General features: G+C 61.8%; 14 protein-coding genes. 4 read left to right on the forward strand and 10 right to left on the reverse strand.

The window, feature by feature from the left end; genetic code table 11:
* Positions 1 to 273: 273 nt before the first annotated feature.
* The 4 genes from HBO23_RS32970 to HBO23_RS32990 form a co-directional block, all read right to left on the reverse strand.
* The gene (locus tag HBO23_RS32970) at positions 274 to 1,956 is read right to left on the reverse strand and encodes a ShlB/FhaC/HecB family hemolysin secretion/activation protein (protein WP_170040927.1); all 1,683 of its coding nucleotides are present in this window, start codon (positions 1,954 to 1,956) and stop codon (positions 274 to 276) included.
* Positions 1,957 to 2,139: 183 nt separating this feature from the next.
* On the reverse strand, positions 2,140 to 3,927 hold the full coding sequence (locus HBO23_RS32975) for a collagen-like triple helix repeat-containing protein (RefSeq protein WP_262378268.1): 1,788 nt from the start codon (positions 3,925 to 3,927) through the stop codon (positions 2,140 to 2,142).
* 302 nt (positions 3,928 to 4,229) lie between these two features.
* A complete protein-coding gene (locus HBO23_RS32985) occupies positions 4,230 to 5,078 on the reverse strand; it encodes a MaoC/PaaZ C-terminal domain-containing protein (RefSeq protein WP_170040928.1) in 849 nt (282 codons plus the stop codon).
* Positions 5,079 to 5,080: 2 nt separating this feature from the next.
* Positions 5,081 to 6,424 carry a 3-oxoacyl-ACP reductase gene (locus tag HBO23_RS32990; RefSeq protein ID WP_017134703.1) on the reverse strand — a complete coding sequence of 448 codons (1,344 nt, stop codon included), beginning with the start codon at positions 6,422 to 6,424 and terminating at the stop codon, positions 5,081 to 5,083.
* 114 nt (positions 6,425 to 6,538) lie between these two features.
* Here HBO23_RS32990 and HBO23_RS32995 point away from each other — a divergent pair, with 114 nt between their 5' ends.
* A complete protein-coding gene (locus HBO23_RS32995) occupies positions 6,539 to 7,816 on the forward strand; it encodes an acetyl-CoA C-acetyltransferase (RefSeq protein WP_170040929.1) in 1,278 nt (425 codons plus the stop codon).
* 134 nt (positions 7,817 to 7,950) lie between these two features.
* The gene (locus HBO23_RS33000) at positions 7,951 to 8,847 is read left to right on the forward strand and encodes a PA4780 family RIO1-like protein kinase (RefSeq protein WP_017134705.1); all 897 of its coding nucleotides are present in this window, start codon (positions 7,951 to 7,953) and stop codon (positions 8,845 to 8,847) included.
* A 215-nt stretch (positions 8,848 to 9,062) separates the two neighbouring features.
* On the opposite strand, the gene cueR is transcribed toward HBO23_RS33000, so the two are convergent.
* The 3 genes from cueR to HBO23_RS33015 all read right to left on the reverse strand — a co-directional run bounded on the left by cueR (position 9,063) and on the right by HBO23_RS33015 (position 12,123).
* Positions 9,063 to 9,464 carry a Cu(I)-responsive transcriptional regulator gene (cueR, locus tag HBO23_RS33005; protein WP_138451223.1) on the reverse strand — a complete coding sequence of 134 codons (402 nt, stop codon included), beginning with the start codon at positions 9,462 to 9,464 and terminating at the stop codon, positions 9,063 to 9,065.
* Positions 9,461 to 11,677: a heavy metal translocating P-type ATPase gene (locus tag HBO23_RS33010; RefSeq protein WP_170040930.1), complete on the reverse strand. Its 2,217-nt coding sequence runs from the start codon at positions 11,675 to 11,677 to the stop codon at positions 9,461 to 9,463. Before HBO23_RS33010 ends, cueR begins: the two co-directional genes overlap by 4 nt.
* A gap of 65 nt (positions 11,678 to 11,742) precedes the next feature.
* Positions 11,743 to 12,123, reverse strand: a complete 381-nt coding sequence (locus HBO23_RS33015) for a hypothetical protein (protein ID WP_017134708.1) — start codon at positions 12,121 to 12,123, stop codon at positions 11,743 to 11,745.
* Between the two features lie 147 nt (positions 12,124 to 12,270).
* Between HBO23_RS33015 and HBO23_RS33020 the strand changes: the two genes are divergently transcribed.
* Positions 12,271 to 12,468 (forward strand): cation transporter, encoded by a 198-nt coding sequence (locus HBO23_RS33020; RefSeq protein WP_017134709.1) that lies wholly within the window; start codon positions 12,271 to 12,273, stop codon positions 12,466 to 12,468.
* Positions 12,469 to 12,555: 87 nt separating this feature from the next.
* Complete coding sequence (locus HBO23_RS33025) at positions 12,556 to 13,749, forward strand: multidrug effflux MFS transporter (protein WP_017134710.1); 1,194 nt, start codon at positions 12,556 to 12,558, stop codon at positions 13,747 to 13,749.
* Positions 13,750 to 13,757: 8 nt separating this feature from the next.
* Here HBO23_RS33025 and HBO23_RS33030 read toward each other — a convergent pair whose 3' ends face one another.
* The 3 genes from HBO23_RS33030 to HBO23_RS33040 all read right to left on the reverse strand — a co-directional run bounded on the left by HBO23_RS33030 (position 13,758) and on the right by HBO23_RS33040 (position 15,551).
* A complete protein-coding gene (locus HBO23_RS33030) occupies positions 13,758 to 13,940 on the reverse strand; it encodes a hypothetical protein (RefSeq protein ID WP_017134711.1) in 183 nt (60 codons plus the stop codon).
* Between the two features lie 145 nt (positions 13,941 to 14,085).
* Positions 14,086 to 15,099, reverse strand: a complete 1,014-nt coding sequence (locus tag HBO23_RS33035) for a zinc-binding alcohol dehydrogenase family protein (protein WP_017134712.1) — start codon at positions 15,097 to 15,099, stop codon at positions 14,086 to 14,088.
* A 158-nt stretch (positions 15,100 to 15,257) separates the two neighbouring features.
* Entirely contained in the window at positions 15,258 to 15,551 is a 294-nt protein-coding gene (locus tag HBO23_RS33040) for a putative quinol monooxygenase (protein ID WP_017134713.1), read from the reverse strand.
* Between the last annotated feature and the right edge of the window lie 54 nt (positions 15,552 to 15,605).

Below are 15,605 nucleotides of genomic sequence, written 5' to 3' on the forward strand. Positions count from 1 at the left end.
GATGGCCGGAATCTGACAGGGATTTGGGGGGTAAACCGGCAGGGATGCCGGTTTAGCCGCGCTGGGCCAAGGATGGCCCATCGCGGCGGCCCCCCAAATCACTGTCGGATTGCGGGCATGCCGAGCCTAAGCGAGGCACCGAGTGTTGGGGCGAAGACCTTTTGCTTACTTTTGGGTCTTTCCAAAAGTGAGCCGCTGTAAGAGCGGAACCATAAGCAGCCATCACCCAAATAACGGATATGTACTCCGCAGCCCCGCAGCCTCCCACAAACCTCACAACTGATAACTGAAACTCAAGGTATACCGCGGCCGCCGGTTAAAGCTGTCCAGGGCGATGTCCGACATCGGCTTGGCCGCTTCCAGGGCGATGTTGTAGTACTTGTTGTCGCCGAAGCGCAGGCCCACGGCCGCCGAGGACATGTCGTTGCCTTTGACCGGCAGTTCGTTGAACCAGGTCTTGGCGCGGTCAAGCACCACATACGGTTGCAGAATCTTCACCCAGTCGCCAGCGCGGTTGAAGCTGTAGTTGACCTCATACGCCACGCCCCAGCCCTTGTCGCCCGAAGCTTGATCATCGGGGTAGCCACGGCCGAAGTTCTGCCCGCCAAAGGTGGCGCGCTCGCTGTCGGGCAAGGTGGCGTCGCTCCAGTAGAACGCACCCGAAAGCACGCCTTGCCAGTTGTCGAAGAGCTTGTCGCTCTGCACACCGGAAAGGCGCAGGCGGAAGAAGTCCAGATCAGGTTTAGCCGTGCCCAGGTCGCTGTGGGCTCTGGCACCCAGGCCGTTGATGCCTTGGTACAGGCCGGCGCTGAGGATGCGCAACTGGCGGGTGTCGGACTTGCGCCAGTCACCCTCGAACGCAAGGGCGCGCAGGTCGCTTTCGATGTCGAAACGGTTGGGGTAGCCCACGAGTTGATAGCGCGTGGTCTGGTCTACCGCATACAGGCGTGTGGCCAGGGTCAGCGACTCATTGGGTGAGGCAATCAGCGGGTGGCTGAGGCCAATGGTGTAGCGGTCGATCGACTGGTGCGGCTTGAGCTCGAAGCCGCCGTCCAGCTGGATATTGCTTTTGGGGTCGGCGCGATAACGCTCGGCGCCCAGTATCAACTGGCTGCCCTCGGCATTGATGAATTGGCTGTAGCCCACGCGGTAGTAATGTTCTTTGTCGTCACCCGGCGGGAACAGGCCGCTGACGTAAAGCTGCTCGCCCATGGACGTCTGGGAATTGCTGGTGGCGGTGAGCAACGCTTGGGTGCCGTTACGGTTGTTATCGACCAGGCTCATGCTGGTGGTAAAGGGTTTGCGCGAGGCTTCGATCTTCATGTGCGTGGCGCCATCGGTGGTGCCCGGCGGCGGCACTTGCGCCTGCAGGGTCACGCCGGGAATACGCCCCATCAGCGTGGTATAGCGCTCGAACGTCTTGCGCGTGAGCGGGCGCTCGGCCAGCAGTTTGTTAGCCAGCTTGTCGACGTAGGCCGAGACTGAGCCGATGTCGCCGCTTTGCTCGTAATCCTTGATGTAACCCTCCACTAATACCACGCGCACCAGGCCGTTTTCGAAGCTCTGTTGCGGCAGGAACGCGTAGGACAACAGGTAGCCGTCCTGCTGGTAGCGACGCGTGATCGTGCGGGTGGCTTCGATCAGTTGCGCGAGGTTGGTCTCACGGCCAATCAGGGGCGCATAGGCCTTGGCTGTTTCGTCCAGCGGGTAGATCGTACCGCCCTCGATCTGCAGCTTGCGGATGGTGACTTTGGTGTCCATCAGCAACGGCTGGTTCTGGGTGGCAGGCGCTTGCGGCAACTGGGTCTGGGGTGTGGTCGGCCGATAAGCGTCGGCGGGCAGGTTGGGCACCGGCAAGTTGCGGATGGTGTCGTTGCTGTTGAGGAAGCTGGGAAGGGTCTCGGCCTGAACGTAAGCACTGAGGGTGAGCAATAACAACGGCGTCAACACGCGCATAGGACACTCCATGGTCAAACTGCAGCAGCGTTTCGGGCCCGCCGGGTTCTGGGACGCGGTTCGGGAGGGCCAGGTTTTTTAGATAAGACCGGCCCATAAAAAAGACGAGAGACTTATAAGGGTCTCTCGTCTCAACCAAGCGTAGGCGCTGTAGGGGAGGCCGTCTAATCGGCCAGGTGCAATTTATTTTTTGCCGGTAAGGCCGTTCAGCAAACCGCCCAGACCGCCGCTTGTACCCGTGGTTGTAGTGCCACTGCCCGATGTGCTGGCGCCGGTGCCGCCGGTGAGGCCGCCGAGCAAGCCGCCGCTACTGCCACTGGTGCCACCGGTGACCAAACCACCTACCGAGCCTACGGTGTTGCCGACTGCGGTGACGGTGGTACCTACCGCGTTGGTGACTGGGTTGGCATTGGCTGCGGTCAGGTTAGTGCCGATACCGCTCACTGCACCGCCGACTTGTGTCACCAGTCCGTTGACCGGAGCGCCGAGGCCGGTAGTGGTGCCGACGTTTTGGGTCAGGCTGGTTACACCGGACGTTACTGGGTTAAACGCCGCGCCCACGTTAGTGGCCAGGCCTGCCAACGGCGCCGTGGCGGCGGTGTTGGCGACGCCCGTGCCACCGAGAACGGTGCCGAGCGAGGCGACCGTGTTGCCCAATGCGCCACCGGTGACACCTGCTGCACTCACAGTGCCGTTGGTGTTGCCGGCGTTCAGGCCGCTACCCACGTTGGCCACCAGGCCACCGACCAGTTCAGGCAGGCCGGGCGCTGCTGCGCCACTGGCTGGAGCGACATAGCCGCCGGATTTATCGAGTGTGCCGCCTACGCCCGTCAGAGCGCTGCCGACGATGGTGGTAACAGGGTTGCCGGTGCCGCCAGCACTGGCGACTTGGGTGCCCAGGCCGGTGACGGTGCTGCCGACTTTATCCAGCAGACCATTCACAGGGGTGCCCAGGCCGGTTGCCTTGCCGAGGTTGCCGGTAGTGTTTTCCACCAGCGACACCACAGGCACCAGTACTTTGCCGCCCACTGTGTTAGTTAACGAGCCCAATGGGCCAGTGGTGCTGGCAGTGCTGACGGTATCGCCGAGCATGGTGACGGCTTGACCGACTTTGTCCACTACACCACCTACCGCTCCACCGACGCCACCGGTCAAACCGCCCACTACGGGTACGCCGCCGAGGGTGGTCGAGAGCGATTTCCCAGTGGTCGACAGGCCGGTGCCCAGATCGGCAACGCCATTACCTACACCTGCGACCGTGATGCCCAGGGAGTTGCTGTTAGTGCCCAGCGAACCAAGACCGTTGGTGACGCCAGTGCCGATGCTGGTGACTGCAGTGCCGGTCGCCGTAACCAGGCCGCCTGCTGTTGTGCCGACGATAGGCACATTGTTCAAGGTCGAACCGAGGTCACCGACCGCTGCGCCTACGTTACCGACAGTGCCGCCCAGGGTGCCGGCAATCTGGCCGGTAACCAGAGGTGTAGTGGTTGAACCTGTGCCACCGCCGGTTCCGCCACCAGTGCCACCGCCAGTGCCGCCGCCTGTGCCGCCACCTGTGCCACCGCCGGTTCCGCCACCAGTGCCACCGCCAGTGCCACCACCAGTGCCACCGCCAGTGCCACCACCGGTGCCGCCACCTGTGCCACCGCCGGTTCCGCCACCAGTGCCGCCACCGGTTCCACCACCTGTGCCGCCGCCAGTGCCACCGCCGGTTCCGCCACCTGTGCCGCCGCCAGTGCCACCACCGGTACCGCCATCTGTACCGCCGCCAGTGCCACCACCGGTTCCGCCACCTGTACCACCGCCAGTACCACCACCAGCGCCGCTACCTGCACCTGCATCAGGAGAAGATGCCGCCACACTGCTGTGATGCCCGCCACCACCGCTGCTGCAGCCACCGAGGCTCATCGCCATGACCAGGGCCAGCGCGGTACTTGCTTTCCAAAGCACTACTTGAGTTTGAGTTTTCATGATTGAGTTTCCTTGCACCTGTACAACCTGGGTTGTTTTCAAACGCTCGCTATTTCTAGGGATAGCGATACGTTTGTCCGTGTTGTCATCACAGACCCGGGCACTCTTTCGCGCAACGCTCAACTTGGTATTAACGATTTATATACACCGGGCTGCAGTCGGCTTAATGACTAATACGAAGGGTGTAATCGAGGGATGTATCAAGATATTTATATTTTAAAAATCATGGGCTTGAATAAACAAACGGACGCCGAGGCGTCCGCTATAACTTAGGGTGTATATATACAATTAATGTGCTTTTTTCAGGCGATGGGTTGCCACTTGCCGAGCATATGTTGAATATCGCCGGCGCCGTTCAACTGTAACTCTCCGCTCGAGCCTGCGGCGCTGCTGAGCAAAACAACTTCACTGGGCAGGCGTACCGGTTTTTTGAACTCGACGTCTATTTCTACATTGGCGGCAGGCAAGTGCTCGTGTAGCGCGGCCAATGTACGGGCGGTATTCCACAGCCCATGAGCGATAGCCTGGGGAAAGCCGAACAGCTTGGCCGTCAGCGCGCTCAGGTGGATCGGGTTGTAGTCGCCGGATACCCGCGCATATTGGCGGCCGACATCAGCGGGCGCCTTCCACCGCGCCAGTTCGCTGACATTGCCGAAGACGGACAAGGGCTCCACTTGCGCCTCGCCGTCCAGCTTCACGCCTCGGCACAGCATGCGGCTGTCGGCTTCCCACAACAGTCCCAGCGCATCCTCGACCGTGGTCACAATGTCAAAGGTCGCACCTTTGGCGTGGGGCTGCAGATTGTGCGCGTATACACCGACCAGCAGGCTATTCACGCCGCCCAATGGCCGGTGGATACGAATGCGATTGCTCAGGTGAATCAGCCCCAGCAGTGGAAAGGGGGATTTTTTGTCGGTGAGTAATTGCATCTGCAAACCGAACGCCAGGATATGCGGGTAAGTGCCCGGCAGCACCGGGCTGTCGGCAAACCCGCAGACCTTGCGATAAGCCGCGACGTCGGCCGGGTTCACGCGCACATGGCAGCGCAACCCTTCATCCGGCAAGGTGCTGCCGCTGATCTTGCGCTTGAGCGCCGCCCGCCAATACAGCGGCAACAGAAACGGGGTGCTGTCCAATGTCTGCCACTGCATAGTCACGCTCCCAGCAGGCTTTGCCCACATACGCGCAGCGCCTGGCCGCTGACGGCCCCGGAACCCGGCTGCCCGAGCCAGGCGACGGCTTCGGCCACGTCTTGCGGCAAACCACCCTGGCCCAAGGAACTCATGCGCCGCCCGGCTTCACGCAGGGCGAAGGGAATGTGCGCGGTCATCTGGGTTTCGATAAAACCCGGCGCGACCGCGTTGATGCTGATGCCACGCTCGCCCAGCAGCGGCGCCCACGCCTGTGCCAGGCCAATCAGCCCGGCCTTGCTCGCGGCGTAGTTGGTTTGCCCGCGATTACCGGCAATCCCGCTGATCGACGCCAGCAGCACCACGCGGCCGTTGTCGTGCAGGGTGCCGCTATCAAGCAGGGCTTTGGTCAGCACTTGGGGCGCGTTGAGGTTGACCGCCAGTACGGCGTCCCAATATTCCGGCGTCATGTTGGCCAGGGTTTTATCGCGGGTGATGCCGGCGTTATGCACCACGATGTCGATGCCGTCGGGCAGGTGTTCGATCAACTGTGTGGCCGCGTCTTCGGCGCAGATATCCAGCACCACGGTGCGCGCACCCAAGCGAGCGGCGAGGGCTTCGAGGTCGGCCTTGGCCTGGGGCACATCCAGCACGATCACTTCGGCACCGTCGCGCGCCAGGGTTTCGGCAATGGAGGCGCCGATACCACGCGCAGCACCCGTGACCAGCGCCTTGCGCCCGGCCAGCGGGCGCGTCCAGTCTTCAACCGGGGTGGCGCAGGCTTGCAGGCGAATGACCTGGCCAGAGATATACGCACTTTTCGGTGACAGGAAGAAACGCAGCGCGCCTTCCAGCTGATCTTCAGCGCCGTCGCCCACATACAACAGTTGCAACACGCCGCCGCTGCGCAATTCCTTGGCCAGTGAACGGCTGAAACCCTCCAGGGCACGCTGTGCGCTGGCGGCAAACGGGTCGCTGAGGCTTTCCGGCGCGCGTCCCAGAATCACCAGATGTGCGCTGTGATCGAGATTTTTCAGCAAAGGCTGAAAGAATTCGCGCAGTTGCTTGAGCTGGTCGGTGTGCTGCAAGTCGCTGGCGTCAAACACCACGGCCTTGAGCTTGGGGCCGTGGCCTGGGATCCAGGTCGATGATTCGGCGCCGTAGGTGTAAATCGCGTCGGTCAGTTTGTGCGCAAATACCTGCACCTTGGCGGCCAGCGCGCCACCGCCCAGCAGCAGAGCACCTTCCACCGGGCGCAGGCGCCCAGCTTGCCAGCGTTCCAGGCGTACCGGTGACGGCAGGCCAATGGCGGCGACCAGGCGATGGCCGAGGCTTGAGTTGGCGAAGTCGATATAACGGTCAGACATGGAACGCTCTCCGAGTGCTGGGGTTCAAACGGTGGACCATCAATAGGTGAAAGTCGTTCGATTGAGCCTAGGCTAGGCTCAGAGATTCACCCCATAACCTTCAGGGAGCTTTCCATGACTCAATTGCGCCGTGTAGCGATCATTGGCGGTAACCGCATCCCCTTCGCCCGTTCCAATGGCCCATATGCCATGGCGAGTAACCAGGCGATGCTCACCGCTGCCCTCGAAGGCCTGATCGAGCGCTACAACCTGCACGGCCTGCGCATCGGCGAGGTGGCGGCCGGTGCGGTGCTCAAGCATTCGCGCGACTTCAACCTCACCCGCGAATGCGTGCTGGGCTCGCGCCTGTCGCCGCAAACCCCGGCCTATGACATTCAGCAGGCGTGCGGCACCGGGCTGGAAGCGGCGTTGCTGGTGGCCAACAAGATTGCCCTGGGGCAGATCGAATGCGGGATTGCCGGCGGCGTCGACACTACGTCCGATGCGCCGATTGGTGTGAATGAAGGCCTGCGCAAAATCTTGTTGCAAGCCAACCGCAGCAAGTCCATGGCGGATAAATTAAAAGTCCTGTTACAACTTCGTCCCCATCACCTTAAGCCGGAGCTGCCACGCAATGGCGAGCCGCGCACCGGCCTGTCCATGGGCCAGCATTGCGAGCTGATGGCGCAGACCTGGCAGATACCGCGTGCCGAGCAGGATCAACTGGCGTTGGAAAGCCATCAGAAAATGGCCGCGTCCTACGCTGAAGGCTGGCACAACGATTTGCTTACTCCGTTTCTCGGCCTGACCCGCGACAATAACCTGCGCCCCGACCTGACCCTGGAAAAACTCGCCAACCTTAAACCGGCGTTCGAGCGCAGTGAAAAGGGCACGCTCACCGCCGGTAACTCCACGCCACTGACCGACGGCGCCTCCTTGGTGCTGCTGGGCAGTGAAGCCTGGGCCAAGGAACGTGGCTTGCCGATTCTTGCTTACTTGCGCGATGGCGAAGCGGCGGCTGTGGATTTCGTCAACGGCGCCGAAGGCCTGCTCATGGCACCGGTGTACGCAGTGCCACGCTTGCTGGCGAGAAATGGCCTGACACTCCAGGATTTTGACTACTACGAGATTCACGAAGCCTTTGCTGCCCAAGTTTTGTGCACGCTCAAGGCCTGGGAAGACCCGGAGTATTGCAGGACGCGTCTGGGGCTCGACGCGCCGCTGGGCGCCATTGATCGCAGCCGGCTCAACGTCAAAGGCAGCTCATTGGCGGCCGGCCACCCGTTTGCCGCCACAGGCGGGCGCATCGTCGCCAACCTGGCCAAATTGCTCGACGCGGCGGGCAAGGGCAGAGGGCTGATTTCGATCTGCGCCGCTGGCGGCCAGGGCGTGACGGCGATTATCGAACGCTGAATGCCGACGAAATTGGCATATTGAGTGCATTCTTCAGCGGTCAGAGGTCGGTAGCCCCTCCCACCGGCGCGCCGATTGCCGTATAACGAGTGCCATACGCGTATTTGGTAATAAAGGACCCACAATAAAAGCTGATGAAGACTCCTAAACGCATTGAACCCCTGATCGAAGACGGTCTGGTCGACGAAGTGCTGCGCCCTCTCATGAGCGGTAAAGAAGCAGCTGTTTATGTGGTGCGCTGCGGCAATGAATTGCGTTGCGCCAAGGTTTACAAGGAGGCGAATAAACGAAGTTTTCGTCAGGCATCCGAATACCAGGAAGGCCGTAAGGTTCGTAACAGCCGCCAGGCCCGGGCCATGGCCAAAGGCTCCAAGTTCGGCAAGAAAGAAACCGAAGACGCTTGGCAAAACGCCGAAGTGGCGGCGTTGTTCCGCCTCGCCGGCGCGGGCGTTCGCGTGCCTCAGCCGTTCGACTTCCTGGAAGGCGTGCTGCTGATGGAACTGGTGGCCGACGAGTACGGCGATGCAGCGCCGCGTCTTAACGACGTAACGCTGGAGCCGGACCAGGCGCGCGAATATCACGCCTTCCTGATTTCCCAGATCGTGCTGATGCTGTGTACTGGCCTGGTGCACGGTGACCTGTCCGAGTTCAACGTACTGCTCACGCCGACCGGCCCGGTGATCATCGACCTGCCCCAGGCAGTGGATGCGGCGGGCAACAACCACGCATTCAGCATGCTGGAGCGGGATGTGGGCAACATGGCTTCCTACTTCGGGCGTTTTGCCCCGGAGTTGAAGAAGACCAAGTACGCCAAGGAAATGTGGGCACTGTACGAAGCCGGCACCTTGCACCCGGCCAGCGTGTTGACCGGCGAGTTTGATGAGCCGGAAGAGCTGGCGGATGTGGGCGGTGTGATCCGCGAAATCGAAGCGGCGCGGCTGGATGAAGAGCGCAAGCAAGCGGTTCGGGCGGCGGATGATGCGCCACCGAGCAAGACTGCGGAAGAACCGCCGCCGCCTTGGATGCAGTGATCTCCCGGCAATTGGAGATCTAAAAAGTGTGGGAGCTGGCTTGTTGTGGGAGCTGGCTTGTGTGGGAGCTGGCTTGCCTGCGATGCAGACACCTCGGTATGTCAGTTAAATCGCGGTGATGCAATCGCAGGCAAGCCAGCTCCCACATAAGCCAGCTCCCACATAAGGCAGCCGCCACATAAGCCTGTTCCCATATTTGTTTTGTGCAGAGCTGATCAGGCGCAACAGCTGCCCGACGCCAACTCCTTGAGTATCGGGCAATCCGGCCGATGGTCACCCTGGCAGTGTTCCACCAGGTCCTGCAACGTGTCGCGCAATTGCCCCAGCTCCAGAATCTTCTGGTTCAGCGCCTCGATGTGCTGGCGCGCCAGGGCTTTTACGTCGGCGCTGGCCCGCTGGCGGTCTTGCCACAGGGTCAGCAGCTTGCCGACTTCTTCCAACGAAAACCCCAGATCCCGCGAGCGTTTGATAAACGCCAACGTGTGCAAGTCATCGCTGCCATACACGCGGTAGCCGCTGTCGGTGCGGTGCGCGGCTTTGAGCAGGCCGATGGATTCGTAGTAGCGAATCATCTTGGCGCTCAGCCCGCTCTGGCGGGCGGCTTGGCCTATGTTCATGGGCGCTTGTCCTCCAATTGCTCCGGTTTCCAAATGCTCGGTTTCCAGGTTTTCAACAATAACGCATTGCTCACCACGCTGACGCTGGACAAGGCCATGGCCGCACCTGCGAGCACCGGGTTGAGCAGGCCAAAGGCAGCCAGCGGAATGCCGATCAAGTTATACACAAAGGCCCAGAACAGGTTCTGGCGGATTTTTGCGTAGGTCTTGCGGCTGATCTCCAGCGCGGCCGGCACCAGGCGCGGGTCGCCACGCATCAGCGTGATCCCGGCGGCGTGCATAGCCACATCGGTACCGCCGCCCATGGCGATGCCGATATCGGCGGCGGCCAGGGCCGGGGCGTCGTTGATGCCATCGCCGACCATGGCGACGACGCCGGTCTTTTTCAGCTCGGCCACCGTCGCGGCCTTGTCGGCTGGCAGCACTTCGGCGTGTACATCATCGATGCCCAGCGCCAGGGCGACCACGCGGGCACTGCCGCGATTATCGCCGGTGAGCAAGTGGCTGCTGATGTGCTGAGCCTTGAGTTGTTCCACGGCTTCCAATGCGCCGGGCTTGAGGGTGTCGCCAAACGCAAACAGCCCCAACACGCGTGGTTGTGCGCCTTGTTCAATCAACCACGACAAGGTGCGGCCTTCGGCTTCCCAGGCGTTGGCAGACTCGGCCAGCTCACCTGCGCTCAAGCCGTTCTCTTCGAGCATGCGGCGGTTGCCCAAGGCCAGTTCACGGCCATCCAAAGTGCCAGCAATGCCGCGTCCGGTCAGCGATTGGCTGGCGCTCACGTCCGCCACGATCAGCCCTTTTTCACCACACGCATCCAGCACGGCCTTGGCCAACGGGTGCTCGCTGCCGCGTTGCAAGGCGCCAGCCTGTTGCAGCAATAAATCTTCATTGCCATCCACCGCGGCCAGGTGCGCAATTTTTGGCGCGCCGGAGGTGAGTGTGCCGGTCTTGTCGAACACCACCGCGCTGACGGCATGGGCACGTTCCAGCGCTTCGGCGTCCTTGATCAGGATGCCATAGCGCGCCGCCACGCCGGTGCCGGCCATGATGGCGGTCGGTGTGGCCAGGCCCAGGGCGCATGGGCAAGCAATCACCAGCACCGCGACGGCATTGATGATCGCGGTTTCCAGTGAAGCGCCGTACAACCACCACCCCACCAGCGTAACCAAGGCCAGCACCAGCACGGTCGGCACAAAGACCTGGCTGACTTTATCCACCAGTTTCTGGATCGGTGCCTTGGCAGACTGGGCGTCTTCCACCAGACGGATGATTCGCGCCAGCACACTTTCTGCACCCAGCGCCTGGGTGCGTACCAGCAAGCGGCCTTCGCCATTAATGGCGCCGCCGGTGATCTTGTCGCCCGGCTGTTTCGGCACCGGCAGGCTCTCGCCGCTGATCAAGGCCTCGTCGGCATGGCTTTGGCCGTCCACCACTTCGCCGTCCACCGGGAAGCGCTCGCCGGGTTTGACCAGCACCAGGTCGTCGAGCTTCAGCGCAGTGATGGCGACGTCTTCTTCACGGCCTTCAAACACGCGAATCGCGCGTTCCGGGCGCAGGGCTTCGAGGACACGGATGGCGCTGGCGGTCTGGCGCTTGGCGCGGCTTTCGAGGTATTTGCCCAGCAACACCAGGGCGATCACCACGGCCGAGGCTTCGAAATACAGGTGCGGCATAGTGCCCACGGGCGCGGTGAGCCATTCATAAATGCTCAGGCCATAACCGGCGCTGGTGCCGATGGCCACCAGCAGGTCCATATTGCCAGCACCGGCGCGCACGGCTTTCCAGGCGGCTATATAGAAGCGTGCGCCAAAGATGAATTGCACGGGAGTGGCCAGCGCGAATTGCACCCAGGCCGGGAGCATCCAATGCAGGCCGAACGGCTCCACCAGCATCGGCAGCACCAATGGCAGCGCCAACGCGATGGCCAACAACAACGACCAGCGCTCGTGGTGCAGACGCTGGGCCTGTTTAGCGTCGGTGACGGTCTCGCTTTGCGGCAGGGTGGCGGTGTAGCCGGCCTTGTCGACGGCGGCGATCAGCACGCCGGGGTCCATCTGGCCGAGTACTTCGACGTGGGCACGTTCGTTGGCCAGGTTGACGCTGACGCTTTGCACCCCCGGCACCTTGCCCAGCGCGCGCTCGACACGCCCGGCACAGCTGGCGCAGGTCATGCCGCTGATGGGCAGGTCAAAGGTGGTGGATCCATTCATGGGGCAGTCCTCCAGAGAAGTTGCCCCTAGCATCAACCTTGACCTGCGGGGAAGGTCAAGCGCCTTTAATACTCCAGTGCGGCGGGTTTAAGGTACATACCGTCCGGGCCTTGGGCGATACGCAGTTTGCGTATGTCTCCGGCCTTCAACGTGATGTTCTGCGCAGGCGGTGCGAGCATGCCCGGCAGGCAACCTGGCGATTGACCCGGCAGCAGCTTGAGGCGCAGCGACACATTGCCCGCCGGCAAGTTGAACGAGGTGGCCTGTTCCTGGAACAGGCGCCCGGCCAACTGGTCCTGGATATACAGGCCGATTTCGCAATTGGTCGGCACTTCCAGGCGCTCGCGGGAAATGATCAACACCGCATAGTCCTGGTCCGCGTACGCCATGGGCGCAGCGGCGGACAAGCTCAACAGGCCGATAAGGCTAAAAAACGACCAGCGCATGGCGAATGCTCCGTGGTTCAAATCCAAGATGCATGAAGCTTGGCCGAGGCAACGCTGGAATACCAGCCCGGTCGCAATTTTGAGCGCTTGACCTTGCCATCGTGGCAAGGTCGAGACTGGCGCCAACCTCATCAAAGGAGTCATGTCATGCAAGTATTCAGTGTTGAAGGAATGACCTGCGGCCATTGTGTTCGGGCGGTCACTCAAGCAGTACACAGCCAGGACCCGGCGGCGAGCGTCAACGTCAACCTGGCCGCCAAGGAAGTCGGGGTTGAAAGCCGGCTGTCCGACGAGCAAGTCATCGCGCTGATCACCGAAGAAGGCTACAGCGCCAAGCTCGCGTAAAATTTCCGATAGTTAGCGAGCTATCGTAATGTTCATCACACCCAAGCGCGGCTAGACTGTCGGGCTGCCGACTCACTTGGGTGTCTGATGAACCTCCGCATAATCCTGATTCTGGGCGCCTTGAGCGCCTTCGCGCCGTTGGCGATCGATTTTTACCTGCCGGGCTTTCCGGCGATGGCCACCGCTTTTGCCACCGACGAAAAACACATCCAGCTGACCCTCGCCGTGTATTTCGGCGGCCTGGCCATCGGCCAATTGATCTACGGGCCGCTGGCGGATCGCTTTGGCCGGCGCGTGCCGCTGCTCAGTGGCGTGACCCTGTTTACCCTGGCGTCCTTCGCCTGCGCCTACGCGCCGTCCCTGGACTGGTTGATCGGCGCGCGTTTTGTGCAAGCCCTTGGCGGCTGCGCGGGCATGGTGATTTCGCGGGCGGTGGTCAGCGACAAATGTGATGCCGTGGGCTCGGCCAAAGTCTATTCGCAGCTGATGCTGGTGACCGGCCTGGCGCCGATCCTCGCGCCGTTGGCGGGTGGGGTGATGGTCGGCCTGTGGGGCTGGCAGTCGATTTTCCTCGCGTTGTCGATTTTCAGCGTGATGGCGGCCATCGCCGTGGCGGTCGGGTTGCCGGAAACCTTGCCGGCCGATAAGCCGCGTCAACCGCTGTCCGGCTCGCTGAGCCGCTATGTCAGCCTGTTGTCGGACCGGGTTTATCTGGGCTACGCCCTCACCGGTGGTATCTCGATTGCCGGGATGTTTGCCTACATCGCCGGTTCCCCGTTCGTCTTTATCAAACTCTATGGCGTGCCCGCCGAGCATTACGGCTGGGTATTTGGCTCCAATGCCGCCGGCTTTATCCTGGTAGCGCAGCTTAATGCGCGGTTGCTGGCCAAGCGTGGCCCGGCGTTTCTGCTGTCGCGCACCGTGTGGGTCTACGTGGCGGCGGCGTTGACGCTGTTGGCCATTGCCGCGCTGCGTACCGAGGCTTTATGGCCGTTACTGGTGCCGCTGTTTATCTGCATCGCCAGCCTGGGCTGCATTTTGCCCAACACCTCGGCGTGTGCCATGGCCGGGCAGGGCGCACGGGCCGGCAGCGCCTCGGCATTGCTCGGTTGCATTCAGTTTGGTGTGGCGGCAGGCGCGGCGTCCTTGGTCGGCGTGTTGCACGACGGCACGGCGATGCCGATGGCGATGGTCATCAGCTTGTGCGGTGTATTGGCGGTGACGATTGCGGTGTCGACCCAGCGCCTGCAACGGGCGAGGGCCGCGCAGGCGCAGGTCTGAGGTGCTAATCAGCCGGCGGCGGAGCGTTGCTGGCTGAGGGGAATGCGGTGGGGCGCCTGGATGCGGGCTTGCAGGGTGTCGGCAAAGGCGCGGGCCTCGGCCTCACTGCGGAAGGTGAAGGCGTCACCGTCGAGGCTGACCTGCCATTTGTTGCCTGGGGATTTTGCTAACGCTCTTATCAGGATCTTCATTGCTGACTTCCTCACGTAAAAGAATCGTGGCAAAGGCGGCCAATATAAACCTGAATGCGTTCGCAAATATGACAAAGATCAACTCTCTGACTAGCGGTGTCGTCCATTACTCACATGAATAATGGACGACTCTGACAGCTACTTGTTAGAACCCTTCCAATACGATCTTGCCCTTGGCCTTGCCGCTTTCCAGCAGCGCATGGGCGCGGCGCAGGTTGGCTGCGTTGATCACGCCGAAGTGCTCGCCCACCGTGGTTTTCAAGGTGCCGGCGTCGATCAGTTCGGCCACGCGGTTGAGCAGATTGTGCTGTTCGATCATGTCCGGCGTCTCGAACATCGAGCGTGTGTACATGAACTCCCAGTGCAGTGACAGGCTCTTGCGCTTGAGTTTGCTCACATCCAGCACCTTGGGGTCGTCGATCAACGCCAGCTTGCCTTGCGGCTGCAGGGCTTCGACCAGTTCGTCCAAGTGATGGTCGGTCTGGGTCAGGCTGGCGACGTGGGTTACCTGCGCCTGGCCGGCATTTTTCAACGCCTCGCTCAGTGGCTGGCTGTGATCGATCACCACATCGGCGCCGAGCGCCTTGGCCCATTCCTGGGTTTCCGGGCGTGAGGCGGTGCCGATAACGTTCAATGCGGTGAGCTGCTTGGCCAACTGGGTCAGGATCGAACCCACACCGCCGGCAGCGCCGACGATCAGCAGGCTCTGGCCTTCATCTTCTTTACCTTCACGCACTTGCAGGCGCTCGAACAGCAGCTCCCAGGCGGTGATGGCGGTGAGTGGCAGTGCGGCGGCTTCGGCAAAACCCAGGCTCTTGGGCATATGGCCGACGATGCGTTCATCCACGGTGTGCAGTTCGCTGTTGCCGCCTGGGCGCACCAGGGAACCGGCGTAGAACACCTTGTCGCCCGCCTTGAACAGCGTCACTTCGCTGCCGACCGCCTTGACCACACCGGCCACGTCCCAACCCAGTACCTTGGCCGCGCCGTTTTCCGGGGCGACGTTCTGGCGCACTTTGGTGTCCACCGGGTTGACCGAGATGGCTTTGACTTCCACCAGCAGGTCACGCGGGCCGGCGACCGGCTCCGGCAATTGGATGTCTTGCAGGGATTTTTCGTCGCTGATCGGCAGTGAGGCGTAGTAGGCAATGGCTTTCATATTGGCTCCGAGTAAAGAAGGTGGTCGAGAGTCAGGCTAAATGTGGCGAGGGAGCTTGCTCCCGCTGGGCTGCGAAGCAGCCCCAAAACCTGTCGGTAAGCGCTTCGCACTCCAGCGCAAGCAAGCGTACTCGCCACAAAAACTTGCTGATGGGGTGATCAGGCAAGAAATTGCAGGCGCTTGAGTTCGAAATGTTCGAGCACATCCGCAGCCTTGGCGCGGAAGCTTTGGATATGCGCGCTCTGGTCGTGATCGGCCAGCGCCGCGTCGTCGCTCCAGCGTTCGAGCATGTAGAAGGTTTCCGGGTGTTGCAGGTCCTGGTGCAGGTCGTACTGCTCGCAACCGGCTTCCAGGCGAGTCGGTTCCAACAGGCCGCGCAGCAGGGTTTCCAACTTGGCCTGCTGGCCGGGTTTGGCGATCAGCGTGGCGATGACGTTAAAGGCAGCGGACATATTCAACTCCAGACACGTGGTGAACGGGATGGACAGATGATTAGCTATTTCCAG

The organism is Pseudomonas sp. WS 5532 (genome assembly GCF_012985445.1).
In the GTDB taxonomy this organism is placed as follows: Bacteria; Pseudomonadota; Gammaproteobacteria; order Pseudomonadales; family Pseudomonadaceae; genus Aquipseudomonas; species Aquipseudomonas edaphica.

Bases quoted from the DNA above. Each gene is read 5' to 3' on its own strand.
- HBO23_RS32970 (WP_170040927.1), bottom strand. From the start codon at position 1,956: ATGCGCGTGTTGACGCCGTTGTTATTGCTCACCCTCAGTGCTTACGTT.
- HBO23_RS32975 (WP_262378268.1), bottom strand. From the start codon at position 3,927: ATGAAAACTCAAACTCAAGTAGTGCTTTGGAAAGCAAGTACCGCGCTG.
- HBO23_RS32985 (WP_170040928.1), bottom strand. From the start codon at position 5,078: ATGCAGTGGCAGACATTGGACAGCACCCCGTTTCTGTTGCCGCTGTAT.
- HBO23_RS32990 (WP_017134703.1), bottom strand. From the start codon at position 6,424: ATGTCTGACCGTTATATCGACTTCGCCAACTCAAGCCTCGGCCATCGC.
- HBO23_RS32995 (WP_170040929.1), top strand. From the start codon at position 6,539: ATGACTCAATTGCGCCGTGTAGCGATCATTGGCGGTAACCGCATCCCC.
- HBO23_RS33000 (WP_017134705.1), top strand. From the start codon at position 7,951: ATGAAGACTCCTAAACGCATTGAACCCCTGATCGAAGACGGTCTGGTC.
- cueR (WP_138451223.1), bottom strand. From the start codon at position 9,464: ATGAACATAGGCCAAGCCGCCCGCCAGAGCGGGCTGAGCGCCAAGATG.
- HBO23_RS33010 (WP_170040930.1), bottom strand. From the start codon at position 11,677: ATGAATGGATCCACCACCTTTGACCTGCCCATCAGCGGCATGACCTGC.
- HBO23_RS33015 (WP_017134708.1), bottom strand. From the start codon at position 12,123: ATGCGCTGGTCGTTTTTTAGCCTTATCGGCCTGTTGAGCTTGTCCGCC.
- HBO23_RS33020 (WP_017134709.1), top strand. From the start codon at position 12,271: ATGCAAGTATTCAGTGTTGAAGGAATGACCTGCGGCCATTGTGTTCGG.
- HBO23_RS33025 (WP_017134710.1), top strand. From the start codon at position 12,556: ATGAACCTCCGCATAATCCTGATTCTGGGCGCCTTGAGCGCCTTCGCG.
- HBO23_RS33030 (WP_017134711.1), bottom strand. From the start codon at position 13,940: ATGAAGATCCTGATAAGAGCGTTAGCAAAATCCCCAGGCAACAAATGG.
- HBO23_RS33035 (WP_017134712.1), bottom strand. From the start codon at position 15,099: ATGAAAGCCATTGCCTACTACGCCTCACTGCCGATCAGCGACGAAAAA.
- HBO23_RS33040 (WP_017134713.1), bottom strand. From the start codon at position 15,551: ATGTCCGCTGCCTTTAACGTCATCGCCACGCTGATCGCCAAACCCGGC.